The organism is Streptomyces sp. NPDC001606 (assembly GCF_053596835.1).
The window spans coordinates 248,542-261,377 of sequence record NZ_JBSFHC010000002.1; the positions used below are offsets into that span (position 1 = coordinate 248,542).

At 71.4% G+C, this 12,836-nt stretch carries 8 protein-coding genes; 2 read left to right on the forward strand and 6 right to left on the reverse strand.

Features of this window, described 5'->3' with window-relative positions:
• The first annotated feature begins 28 nt into the window (after positions 1 to 28).
• Entirely contained in the window at positions 29 to 1,573 is a 1,545-nt protein-coding gene (locus ACWCV9_RS05525; protein ID WP_450784406.1) for an MFS transporter, read from the forward strand.
• 68 nt (positions 1,574 to 1,641) lie between these two features.
• On the opposite strand, the gene serA is transcribed toward ACWCV9_RS05525, so the two are convergent.
• The 6 genes from serA to ACWCV9_RS05555 form a co-directional block, all read right to left on the reverse strand.
• Entirely contained in the window at positions 1,642 to 3,231 is a 1,590-nt protein-coding gene (gene serA, locus ACWCV9_RS05530) for a phosphoglycerate dehydrogenase (RefSeq protein ID WP_450784407.1), read from the reverse strand.
• A 244-nt stretch (positions 3,232 to 3,475) separates the two neighbouring features.
• Positions 3,476 to 4,474, reverse strand: coding sequence for a ketol-acid reductoisomerase (gene ilvC, locus ACWCV9_RS05535; protein ID WP_385839798.1), 999 nt, complete (start codon positions 4,472 to 4,474; stop codon positions 3,476 to 3,478).
• A gap of 188 nt (positions 4,475 to 4,662) precedes the next feature.
• Entirely contained in the window at positions 4,663 to 5,187 is a 525-nt protein-coding gene (gene ilvN / locus ACWCV9_RS05540) for an acetolactate synthase small subunit (RefSeq protein ID WP_030614411.1), read from the reverse strand.
• A gap of 22 nt (positions 5,188 to 5,209) precedes the next feature.
• Positions 5,210 to 7,057, reverse strand: coding sequence for an acetolactate synthase large subunit (locus ACWCV9_RS05545; protein ID WP_450784408.1), 1,848 nt, complete (start codon positions 7,055 to 7,057; stop codon positions 5,210 to 5,212).
• Positions 7,058 to 7,301: 244 nt separating this feature from the next.
• The gene (locus tag ACWCV9_RS05550) at positions 7,302 to 10,358 is read right to left on the reverse strand and encodes a putative bifunctional diguanylate cyclase/phosphodiesterase (protein ID WP_450784409.1); all 3,057 of its coding nucleotides are present in this window, start codon (positions 10,356 to 10,358) and stop codon (positions 7,302 to 7,304) included.
• Positions 10,359 to 10,735: 377 nt separating this feature from the next.
• On the reverse strand, positions 10,736 to 11,698 hold the full coding sequence (locus ACWCV9_RS05555) for a 2-hydroxyacid dehydrogenase (RefSeq protein WP_450784410.1): 963 nt from the start codon (positions 11,696 to 11,698) through the stop codon (positions 10,736 to 10,738).
• A 75-nt stretch (positions 11,699 to 11,773) separates the two neighbouring features.
• Between ACWCV9_RS05555 and ACWCV9_RS05560 the strand changes: the two genes are divergently transcribed.
• Positions 11,774 to 12,772 carry an aldo/keto reductase gene (locus ACWCV9_RS05560; protein ID WP_450784411.1) on the forward strand — a complete coding sequence of 333 codons (999 nt, stop codon included), beginning with the start codon at positions 11,774 to 11,776 and terminating at the stop codon, positions 12,770 to 12,772.
• Positions 12,773 to 12,836: the final 64 nt, after the last annotated feature.

Here is a 12,836-nt window from a genome sequence, read left to right on the forward strand (position 1 = left end):
TGTTTAAGACGCTTGTACATTCCCTGTCATGACCAACGCGACGAGCACCGCCCCGAGCCCCACCCCGTCCCCGACCCCCTCCCCGACCGCCCGCGCCGGACGCCGCGAGTGGACCGCGCTCGGCGTGCTGATGCTGCCGCTGCTGCTGGTCTCGATGGACGTCTCGGTCCTGTACTTCGCGACCCCGGCGATCAGCGCCGACCTGCACCCGAGCGGCACCCAGCAGCTGTGGATCTTCGACGTCTACGGCTTCGTCCTGGCCGGCCTGCTGATGACCATGGGCGCCCTGGGCGACCGCGTCGGCCACCGCCGGCTGCTGCTGGCGGGGGCCGCGGCCTTCGGCGCCGCCTCGCTCCTCGCCGCCTACGCGAACAGCGCCGAGACCCTGATCGCGGCCCGCGCGGTCCTCGGCATCGGCGGCGCGACCCTGATGCCGTCCACGATGGCGCTGCTGCGCACGATGTTCGCCGACCCCGGCCAGCGGGCGAAGGCACTCGGCCTGTGGTCCAGCGTGATGACCGGCGGTATCGCCCTCGGCTCGGTGCTGAGTGGCATCCTGGTCGAGCACTTCTGGTGGGGCTCGGTCTTCCTGGTCAACCTGCCCGCGATGGCGCTGCTCCTGCTCCTCGGCCCGGTGCTGCTGCCGGAGTCCCGCAATCCCGAGCCCGGCCGCTTCGACTGGCCGAGCGTCCCGCTGTCGATGGCCGCCGTGCTCCCCGTGGTCTACGGCCTGAAGGAGATCCCCTCCGAGGGCTGGCACCCGCTCTACGTCGGCTCGCTCACCGTCGGTCTGCTCTTCGCGGCCCTCTTCGTCCACCGCCAGCGCACCACGGCCGCCCCGCTCGTCCCGCCCGCCCTGCTGAAGGGGCACGGCTTCACCCCGGCGCTGGTGCTGAACCTCGTCGCGAGCCTCGGCATGATGGGCTCGGCCGTCTTCACCACGCAGTACCTCCAGTCGGTCCTCGGCGAGAGCCCGCTGGCGGCGGCCCTGTGGAGCCTGCTGCCCTCGGTGTTCATCGGGGTCGCCGCTCCGCTCACCGCCCAGCTCGTACGGCGGGGCGTCAACCGGGGGTACGTCGTCGCCGGCGGCTTCGCGACCATGGCGGCCGGCTATGCGCTGCTCGCCCTCGTCGGCACCGACTCGCTGTGGCTCGCGCTCACCGGCTCCGGAATCCTGGCCTGCGGGCTGGTCGCGCTGATGTCCCAGCTGACCGACCTCGCGATGCGCGGCGCCCCGCTGGAGCGGGCGGGCACGGCCTCCTCGCTGCTGGAGACCGGCGCCGAGTTCGGCGGCGCGCTCGGTATGGCGGTGCTCGGCTCCATCGGTACGGCGGTCTACCGCCACGCGATGCCGGCCACGGCTCCGGCCGGGGCCCGCGAGACCCTGGGCGGGGCCCTGGCGAGCGCCGCCTCGCTGCCCGGCCGGGCCGGCGCGTCCCTGCTCGCCACGGCACGGGCGGCGTTCACCAGCGGGATGCACGCGGCGGCGATCGCCGGGGCGGTGCTGCTGCTGGGGGCGGCGGTGGGCGCGGCGGTGAGCCTGCGCCGGATCGGGAGCGGGGACGACGAGTAAGGCGGCACGAAAAAAGCGCCGGCCGGGCTGATGAACATCAGCCCGGCCGGCGCTTGAGCGTGAACGGCTCAGACCAGGTTCACGGAGCGGGCGGAGGTCGCCCCGATCTCCGAGGCCAGCTCGGCCAGCACACCGGCGGCGACCGTGTCGTCCACGGTCAGGACGGCCAGCGCCTCGCCGCCGGCGGCCGCGCGGGCGACCTGCATGCCGGCGATGTTGATGCCCGCCTCGCCGAGGATGCGGCCGACGGTGCCGACGACACCCGGACGGTCCTCGTAGCGCAGGACGACCATGTGGTCGGCGAGCGCCAGGTCGACGTCGTAGTCGCCGACGGCCACGATCTTCTGGAGGTGCTTCGGACCGGCCAGCGTGCCGGAGACCGACACCTCCTCGCCGGTGCCCAGGGTGCCGCGCACGGTGACCACGTTGCGGTGGTCGGCGGACTCGGAGCTGGTGGTCAGACGGACCTCGACACCGCGCTCCTGGGCGAACAGCGGCGCGTTGACGTAGGACACGGTCTCGTCGACGACGTCCTCGAAGACACCCTTGAGCGCGGACAGCTCCAGCACCTTCACATCGTGCTGGGTGATCTCGCCGTAGACCTCGACGTCGAGACGGACGGCGACCTCACCGGCGAGCGCGGTGAAGATCCGGCCGAGGCGCTCGGCGAGCGGCAGGCCCGGCTTGACGTCCTCGGCGATGACACCGCCCTGGACGTTCACCGCGTCCGGGACCAGCTCACCGGCGAGGGCGAGGCGCACCGACTTGGCGACGGCGATACCGGCCTTCTCCTGCGCCTCGTCGGTCGACGCGCCGAGGTGCGGGGTGCAGACCACCTGGTCCAGCTCGAACAGCGGGGAGTCGGTGCACGGCTCCTTCGCGTACACGTCGAGGCCCGCGCCGGCGACCCGGCCCTCCTTCAGCGCCGAGTACAGCGCCGCCTCGTCCACGATGCCGCCGCGCGCGGCGTTGACGATGCGCACGCTCGGCTTGACCTTGCGCAGCGCCTCCTCGCCGATGAGGCCGAGGGTCTCGGGGGTCTTGGGCAGGTGGACGGTGATGAAGTCGGAGACCTCGAGCAGCTCGTCCAGCGACAGCACCTTGACGCCCATCTGCGCGGCGCGCGCGGGCTGGATGTAGGGGTCGTAGGCGACGACCTTCATCCCGAAGGCGGACATGCGCTGGGCGACCAGGGCGCCGATGCGGCCGAGGCCGACGACACCGAGGGTCTTCTCGGCCAGCTCGACGCCCGTGTACTTGCTGCGCTTCCACTCGCCGTTCTTCAGCGCGGCGTTGGCCTGCGGGATGTGCCGGGCGGTGGCGACGAGGAGGCCGCAGGCCAGCTCGGCGGCGGTCACGATGTTGGAGGTCGGGGCGTTGACGACCATCACGCCGGCCTTGGTGGCGGCGGAGACGTCCACGTTGTCGAGGCCGACGCCGGCTCGCGCGACGACCTTGAGCTTCTTCGCCGCGGCGATGGCCTCGGCGTCGACCTTGGTGGCGGAACGGATCAGGATCGCGTCGACGTCGGCGATGGCCGGCAGCAGTTCGGCCCGGTCGGCGCCGTTGGTGTGCCGGATCTCGAAGTCCGGGCCGAGCGCGTCCACGGTCGCGGGCGACAGCTCTTCAGCGATGAGTACGACGGGTTTCGAGCTCACGTGAGGTCCTCACAAGTCCAGAGCATGCGGACGGCCGTCCCGACGGCCGCAGGCGGAGGAGGGGGGCTAGCCGCGGAAGACGCACGACGCTGTGGGCCTGACGCGTGTTGTGCAAGCAGTGTAGTGGCGCGATGGATGGCGTAGTGCGCCTCTGCGGAGAGATCACCCGTCCGTGGCTGGACGGGCTGGACAACAGATGGACGAGGGGGGCCGGGGCACCGGCCCCGACCCCCTGATCCAAGGCTTACGCCTCCTCGTTCACCCAGCTCATCAGCTTGCGGAGCTGCTTGCCCGTGGTCTCCAGCAGGTGCTCGGAGTCCTGCTGCTTGTACTCGTTGTACTTCTTCAGACCGCCGTGGTACTCGTCCATCCAGTTCTTGGCGAAGGTGCCGTCCTGGATCTCGGCGAGGACCTTCTTCATCTCGGCCTTGGTGGCGTCGGTGATGATCCGCGGGCCGGTGACGTAGTCGCCCCACTCGGCGGTCTCGGAGACGGACCAGCGCATCTTCTCCAGGCCGCCCTCGTACATGAGGTCCACGATCAGCTTCAGCTCGTGCAGGCACTCGAAGTAGGCGATCTCCGGCTGGTAGCCGGCCTCGGTCAGGGTCTCGAAGCCCGCCTTGACCAGCGCGGCGGTGCCACCGCACAGGACGGCCTGCTCACCGAACAGGTCGGTCTCGGTCTCCTCGGTGAAGGTCGTCTTGATGACGCCGGCGCGGGTGCCGCCGATGCCCTTGGCGTACGACAGGGCCAGCTTCAGGGCGTTGCCGGAGGCGTCCTGCTCGACGGCGGCGATGCAGGGAACGCCGCGGCCCTCCTCGTACTGACGGCGGACCAGGTGGCCCGGGCCCTTCGGGGCGACCATGCAGACGTCCACGCCGGCCGGGGGCTTGATGAAGCCGAAGCGGATGTTGAAGCCATGGCCGAAGAACAGCGCGTCGCCGTCCTTCAGGTTCGGGGCGATGGACTCCTCGTAGACCTGGGCCTGGATCGGGTCCGGGACCAGGATCATGATGACGTCGGCCTCGGCGGCGGCCTCGGCCGGGGTCACCACGCGCAGGCCCTGCTCCTCGGCCTTGGCCTTGGACTTGGAGCCCTCGTGCAGACCGACACGGACGTCGACACCGGAGTCGCGCAGCGACAGCGCGTGGGCGTGGCCCTGGCTGCCGTAGCCGATGACCGCGACCTTGCGGCCCTGGATGATGGACAGGTCGGCGTCAGCGTCGTAGAACAGCTCGGCCACTTTGGGTTCTCTCCTTGTGTGCAGGTGGTGCGTCCCACCGTATGACGGTGGGCGGTGAGGAAGTTTCAGGGTCTCGGCATACGGGCGGGACGGAGGTCACCGGCCGCCCGTTTTCAGCCGTGGCGTTACGTCTTCAGCTTCGGTACGTCTTCAGCTTGGTACGTCTTCAGCTTGGTACGTCTTCAGCTTTACGCGGATCGGTCGAGCGCGCGCAGCGAACGGTCCGTGATGGACCGGGCGCCCCGGCCGATCGCGATCGTGCCGGACTGGACCAGCTCCTTGATGCCGTAGGGCTCCAGCATCTTCAGCATGGCCGACAGCTTGTCGCTGGATCCGGTGGCCTCGATGGTGACGGCCTCCGGGGAGACGTCGACGGTCTTGGCGCGGAACAGCTGGACGATCTCCACGATCTGGGAGCGGGTCTCGTTGTCGGCGCGGACCTTCACCAGGACGAGTTCGCGCTGGACGGCCTGACCCGGCTCCAGCTCGACGATCTTCAGCACGTTGACGAGCTTGTTGAGCTGCTTGGTCACCTGCTCCAGCGGCAGGTCCTCGACGTTCACCACGATGGTGATGCGGGAGATGTCGGGGTGCTCGGTGACGCCGACCGCGAGCGAGTCGATGTTGAAGCCGCGGCGCGAGAACAGGGCGGCGATCCGGGCGAGGATGCCCGGGGTGTTCTCCACCAGGACCGAGAGCGTGTGCTTGGACATGGTCTTTTTACGTCTCTCTCGCTCAGTCGTCTTCGTTGTCGCCGAAGTCGGGGCGGACGTCCCGGGCGGCCATGATCTCGTCGTTGGAGGTGCCGGCGGCGACCATCGGCCACACCATCGCGTCCTCGTGGACGATGAAGTCGACGACGACCGGGCGGTCGTTGATGGAGTTCGCCTCCTGGATGACCTTGTCCAGGTCCTCCGGGCGCTCGCAGCGCAGGCCGACACAGCCCATCGCCTCGGACAGCTTCACGAAGTCCGGCACCCGGGTGCCCCGCGCCTCCGGGTTGATGTCGTCCGGACCGCTGTGCAGCACCGTGTTGGAGTAGCGCTGGTTGTAGAAGAGGGTCTGCCACTGGCGGACCATCCCGAGGGCGCCGTTGTTGATGACGGCGACCTTGATCGGGATGTTGTTCAGGGCGCAGGTGGTCAGTTCCTGATTGGTCATCTGGAAGCAGCCGTCGCCGTCGATCGCCCAGACGGTGCGCTCGGGCCGGCCGGCCTTGGCGCCCATGGCGGCGGGGACCGCGTAGCCCATGGTTCCGGCGCCGCCGGAGTTCAGCCAGGTGGCGGGCTGGTCGTACTGGATGAAGTGCGCGGACCACATCTGGTGCTGGCCGACGCCCGCCGCGTAGATGGTGCCCTCGGGGGCGAGCCGGCCGATGCGCTCGATGACCGCCTGCGGGGAGAGCGAGCCGTCCTCGGGCTGGTCGTAGCCGAGCGGGTAGGTCTCGCGCCAGCGGTTGAGGTCGCTCCACCAGGCGGTGTAGTCGCCCTTGTGACCCTCGCTGTGCTCCTTCTGCACGGCCTGGACGAGATCGGCGATGACCTCGCGGGCGTCCCCGACGATCGGCACGTCGGCGGCGCGGTTCTTGCCGATCTCGGCCGGGTCGATGTCGGCGTGGACGATCTTGGCGTACGGCGCGAAGCTGTCCAGCTTGCCGGTGACGCGGTCGTCGAAGCGGGCGCCGAGGGCGACGATCAGGTCGGCCTTCTGAAGCGCGGTGACGGCGGTGACCGCACCGTGCATGCCCGGCATTCCCACGTGCAGCGGGTGGCTGTCGGGGAACGCGCCGAGCGCCATCAGGGTGGTGGTGACGGGCGCTCCGGTGAGTTCGGCGAGGACCTTCAGCTCGGCGGTCGCCTGCGCCTTGAGGACACCGCCGCCGACGTAGAGGACGGGTCGCTTGGCGGAGGTGATCATCTTGGCCGCCTCGCGGATCTGCTTGGCGTGCGGCTTGGTCACCGGGCGGTAGCCGGGCAGGTCCATGGTGGGCGGCCAGGAGAAGGTGGTCTTCGCCTGGAGGGCGTCCTTGGAGATGTCGACCAGGACCGGGCCCGGGCGGCCGGTGGAGGCGATGTGGAACGCCTGCGCGATGACCCGCGGGATGTCATCGGCCTTGGTGACCAGGAAGTTGTGCTTGGTGATCGGCATGGTGATGCCGACGATGTCCGCCTCCTGGAAGGCGTCGGTGCCGATCGCCTTCGAGGCGACCTGGCCGGTGATCGCGACCAGCGGCACGGAGTCCATGTGGGCGTCGGCGATCGGCGTGACCAGGTTGGTGGCGCCGGGGCCGGAGGTCGCCATGCAGACGCCGACCTTGCCGGTGGCCTGTGCGTAGCCGGTGGCCGCGTGGCCGGCGCCCTGCTCGTGCCGGACCAGGACGTGACGCACCCGGGTGGAGTCCATCAGCGGGTCGTAGGCCGGGAGGATCGCGCCGCCGGGAATGCCGAATACCGTCTCAGCGCCGACCTCCTCGAGGGAGCGGATGAGGGACTGCGCACCCGTGACGTGCTCGACGGGGGTGGAGTGTCCTCCGGAACGGGGCCGCGGCTGCGGATGGTGGGCCCCGGTGGCCTGCTCGGTCATCGGCATTCTCTTCTCGATGCTGAGGGTTGGTGCGAGGTTCGGGCGGATTCACGCGGTGCACGGCCGGTGCTCGTGCAACAAAAAACCCCTCGTGCCACAGGGGCAAGCGAGGGGAGCGCGTCGGTGTGGGTCGCTGGGGATTCCGGATCGTCCTCCGGTGGGTCCCAGCTCAGCCGACGCGCTGTCCAAGTACGAGAATTCGGGTGCGCATGGCACTGACCCTCCCCCCGACGCGCACCACGTGTCAAGTGGGTGGGACGGGCGTCTCAGAATGTGAGCGATGGCCACGACTGCCTCCGAGAACAGCGGTGACACCTCCTGTGTACACCCCCGAGCCCCGCTCCATGGCCCGTTCGCCGACACGCCCCTTGGGCTCGCGCACACTGCCCGCGAACGCCGGTTCGGCCGGGGCGTGCGGCACCGGATAGTGGCCGGATCCGAGCGCCCGACGCAGCCGGTACTCGTCCAGCGGCCCGGCGAACGCCATGCCCTGTCCATGCGTGCAGCCCATCGCGCGCAGCGCGACCACCTGCTCGGGCAGGTCCACCCCCTCGGCCACCGACAGCAGCCCGAGATCCCCGGCGATGCGCAGCAGCCCACCGGTGATCTTGTGCAGCCGCGGGGACTCGACCACGCCCTCGACCAGGCTGCGGTCGAGCTTGAGGATGTCCACGGGAAGCCTCCTGAGAGCCGTGATGGCCGCGCAGCCGGTGCCGAAGCCGTCCAGCGCGATGCGCACCCCGAGCCGGCTGAGCGCGGTCAGCCGCCGCTCCAGCTCGTCCAGGGGCGCCCTGGGGTCGACGTCGGACAGCTCGATGATCAGCGCGCCGCCCGGCAGCCCGTGCCGGGTGAGCAGCGCCTCCACGGAGCCCAGCGGCGTCGAGCGTTCCAGCAGCCGCCGGGCGCTCATCCGGACGACCACCGGGACGAGCAGCCCGCTCGCCGCCCGCTCGGCGGCCTGCTCCACCGCCTCCTGGAGGATCCAGCGGTCCAGCTCGGCCGTCTTGTCGCCGTCCTCGGCCACCCGCAGGAACTCGGCCGGCGTGAACAGCACCCCCTGCGAGGAGCGCCAGCGCGCCTGCGCGCCGACCGCCCTGATCCGGCCGTTCTCCAGGCACACCACCGGCTGGTGCAACAGCGCGAACTCGCCGTCGTGCAGCGCGGCGCGCAGCCGGGTGGCCAGCTCCGCCTTGCGTACGACGTCCTGCTGCATCTGCGGCTTGTACAGCTCGACCCGGCCCTTGCCGGCCGCCTTCGCGCGGTACATCGCGAGGTCGGCGTTGCGCAGCAGCTCGCCCGCGCCCAGGCCCGGCTCGGCGAAGGCGACGCCGATGGAGGCGTTGACCCGGACGTCGTTGCCGTCGATGGCGTACGGCTGGGAGAGGGTCACCCGGAGCCGGTCGGCCAGCTCCAGGATGTTCCGCTCCCGGGCGGCGCGGTCGCGGCTGCCGTCCCCGACGATCAGGGCCGCGAACTCGTCGCCCCCGAGCCGGGAGGCGGTGTCGCCCTGCCGGACCGCGTCCTGGAGCCTGCGGGCGGCCTGCACGAGCAGCTCGTCCCCGGCCTGGTGGCCGATGGTGTCGTTGACGGCCTTGAAGCCGTCCAGGTCGATGAAGAGCACGGCCGTGCCCAGCAGCGCGGCACCCCGGTCGGTGGCCCGGCGCCCGGACAGGGCCTGCTGGACGCGCCGGGTGAACAGCGCGCGGTTGGGCAGGTCGGTCAGCGGGTCGTGTTCGGCGTTGTGCTGCAACTGGGCCTGGAGACGCACCCGTTCGGTGACGTCCCGGCTGTTGAAGATCAGACCGCCGTGGTGCCGGTTGACGGTGGACTCCACGTTGAGCCAGCTGCCGTCGCCGGAGCGGAACCGGCACTCGATGCGCGTGGTCGGCTCCTCCAGCGGGCTCGCGGTGAGGAACCGGCGCACCTCGTGCACCACACAGCCGAGGTCCTCCGGGTGGATGATGCCGGCCAGCTCCTGGCCCACCAGCTCCTCGGCGGGCCGGCCGTACACCCCGGCGGCGGCCGGGGAGACGTACCGGAGGACGCCGTTGGGAGCGGCGATCATGATGACGTCGCTGGAGCCCTGCACCAGGGAGCGGAAGTGGTTCTCCTTCTGCGCCAGCTCCTGGGTGAGGGTGATGTTGTCCAGCAGCATGATGCCCTGCCGGATGACGAGGGCGAGGACGACGGCGCCCGCGGTGATCAGCACGACATGGTCGGGCCGGCGGCCGTTGAGGACGTTGTACAGGATGCCCAGGGTGCACACGGCGGCGGCGAGGTACGGGGTGAGCGCGGCGAGGGAGCCGCTGAGCGGCCGGCCCGCCGGGTAGCGGCTGTGGTCGCCTCCCGCGCCGGTCGCGAACACATGGTGCTGGCCGGTGCCGCGCTGGCCGGGCACGTGCTCGTGGACCACGCGCGTGTACCCCTCCCCGGCGCGGGACTGCGGCCCGCCGGGGCGCCGGGGCGCGGCCCAGGGCGCGTAGGCGAGCAGCAGCGAACCGGCGAACCAGCCCGCGTCCAGCAACTGCCCGGAGTGGTAGCTGCTGTGCAGCAGCGGGGAGGTGAACAGCGCGTCGCACATCACGGTGAGCGCGAGCGCGCCGATCGCGGTGTTCACCGCCGTACGGTTGCCCGGGGCGCGCCGGAAGTGCAGCGCGAGCACCATGCTGACCAGCGCGATGTCGAGCAGCGGGTACGCCAGCGACAGCGCGGTGTGGGCCACGCTCGGCCCGTCGAAGCGGGCCGCCTGGGCGAGCGCCAGGCTCCACGACAGGGTGAGCAGCGAGCCGCCGATCAGCCAGGCGTCCAGGGCGAGGCAGATCCAGCCGGCCCTGGTCACCGGCCGCTTGGCGAGGACCAGCAGGCCCACGATGGCGGGTGGCGCGAAGCAGAGGAAGAACAGGTCGGCGTAGCTCGGGCTGGGCACGGTCCGGCCGAGCACCACCTCGTACCAGCCCCAGACCGCGTTGCCCAGGGCCGCCATCGCCGAGGAGAGGGCGAACAGCAGCCAGGCCGCGCGGAAGCGCACGCGCGCCCTGCGGGCGTAGAGGAGACAGGAGACGGCGGCGGTGCCGGCCGCGGCGCTCAGCCCGAAGTCGCCCATGACCAGGGCGACTTCGGTGGAGCCCCAGTCGAACGCGGAGCCGATGGCGTAGGCCGCGCAGATCACGGCGAGGACGAGCTGTTCCTTCGTGCGCGCACCCTCACCGCGGGCCGGCCGGCGGGGTGGCGGCGCCTCGTGCGGGTGCGGTGCGCGCACGGCTCCGTCGAGCGGGGGCGTCACAGAGGGCGGCGCACTCACCGGGGCCTCCCGGTCCGCGCCGCTCCCGGGTCGCGCCGGTCCCGGTGCGCATGCCTCCTGCGGCCGCCCGGCCTGTGCGGGTGATGGCTGTGATGGCTGGTGTGCTGACCGCGTCTGCGCGCCGCCGTGCGCCAGGGTCGCCGTCGGCGGCTCCGCCGCGTCGGATCGTTCGTCCATAGGCCGTGCATCGCCCGTCGCCCCCCTCACAAATCTGAAATGTCCATCCCCGGCGCCGAGTGGTCAGCGGCGCATCCCCTGTCGGGGACGATACACCAGTATCGTCACTCAGGGACATAGCTTCTCTACGCTCCGTGACGACCAGGGAGTATGCGCCTACCGGCCGCGTCCGGAGAGTTGCGGAGGGTGCCGGAAATCGCTTACCGGCCGTCCTCTCCCGTCGTCAGGATCACGTTCCGCAGCGGCTCGTGGTTCACGTACCGGGTCAACTGGTCGACGAGCAGCCGCTCGGCGCGCGGCCGGAAAGCGGAGGAGGGCCCGCCCACATGCGGGCTGATCAGGACACCGGGCGCGTGCCAAAGCGGATGGCCCGGCGGCAGCGGCTCGGGATCGGTCACGTCCAGGGCCGCGGTGATCCGGCCGGTCTCCAGCTCGGCGACCAGCGCCTCCGTGTCCACGACAGGCCCGCGCGCCACGTTGACCAGCAGCGCCCCCTCCTTCATCCGGGCCAGGAAGCCGGCGTTCACGAGGCCCCTGGTGTCCGCGGTGAGCGGAGTGGCCAGGATGACGACATCCGCGCACGGAAGCAGTGAGAGCACATCGGCGATCGGATGCACGGGACCGCGCGCGGTGGTGCGCGCGGAGCGCGCGACGCGCACGACCCGCGCTACCTCGAACGGCGTGAGCCGGTCCTCGATGGCCTCGCCGATCGCGCCGTAGCCGACGATGAGCACGGTCCGGTCGGCGAGCGAGGGCTGGAAGCCGCCCTCCCAGCGCTCCTCCTGCTGCGCCCGGACGAAGCCGGGTATGCCGCGCAGACTGGCCAGGGTCAGGGTGAGCGCCAGCTCGGCGGTGCTGGTCTCGTGCACTCCGCGCGCGTTGCACAGCTGTACCCCGGGCACCAGGTCCGCCAGCCGCCCGGTGATGTCGTCCACCCCCGCGGTCAGCGTCTGGACCACCCGCACCCCGGTGAGCTCCTTGAGCGGCCGCACCCGCACCGGCAGGGGCTTCATGTACGGCACGACGTACACGGCGCAGTCCGCCGGATCGCCGGGGAACTCCTGCTCGCCGTCCGCGCCGCCGTCCCAGAACAGGTACCGGGGACCCGCGGGCAGCCCGTCGATCTCCTGCGGGGGAATGGGCAGCCATACGTCTGAAGTCATGGCAGGAGGCTATGTCAGGCGGCCGGGAGCGCAGAGGTTAGGTTGGGGGCCGGGCAGAGGGAGGTTCACGAGCAGGTGGAGCGCAGGACGATCGGCGCGGGGGGACTCGCGGTGGGGGCCGTCGGACTCGGGTGCATGCCGATGAGCTGGGCGTACAGCGGGTCCCGGCAGCGGGGGGACGAGTCGCTGAGATGTGTGCACCGGGCGCTGGACGCGGGCTCGACGCTGCTGGACACGGCGGACATGTACGGCCCGTTCACCAATGAGCTGCTGCTCGGCCGGGTGCTCAAGGAGCGGCGCGAAGACGCCTTCGTGTCCACCAAGGTGGGCCTGCTGGTGGGCGAACAGCACATCGTGGCCAACGGCCGCCCGGGCTATGTGAAGCGGGCCTGCGACGCCTCGCTGCGGCGGTTGCAGACCGATGTCATCGACCTCTACCAGCTGCACCGCGCCGACCCCGAGGTCCCGGTCGAGGAGACCTGGGGCGCGATGGCCGAGCTGGTGCGGGCCGGGAAGGTGCGGGCGCTGGGGCTGTGCGCGGTGGGCGCGCGCGGCGGCCGCCGGCCGGGCACCGGGCTGTACGACACGACGCTGCGCCAACTCCAGCGGGTGCAGCAGGTGTTCCCGGTGGCCGCGGTGCAGGCGGAGCTGTCGGTGTGGTCGCCGGAGGCGCTGGCCGCGCTGCTGCCGTGGTGCGAGGCGCGGGGCGTGGGCTTCCTCGCGGCGATGCCGCTGGGCAACGGCTTCCTGACCGGCACGCTGACCCCGGGCGAGGGTTTCGAGCCGGACGACGTGCGGGCCCGCCATCCGCGGTTCACGGCCGAGATGATGGCCGCCAACCAGCCGATCGTGGCGGGACTGCGGCGGATCGCGCGGCGGCACGGCGAGGACGTGACCCCGGCCCAGGTGGCGCTCGCCTGGGTGCTGGCGCAGGGACGCCATGTGATCGCCCTGCCGGGCACCAAGCGGGAGCGCTGGGCCGCAGAGAACGCGGCTGCGGCGGGGCTGCGGCTGACCGCGGAGGACCTCGCCGAGGTGGCGCGACTGCCCGCGGCCCGGGGATCCTGGGACTGAGCGCGGCACCGCCGTTTTCGACCACAGGCCCCACAGGCCGTGCCCCGAAGGGACCGAGATCGTG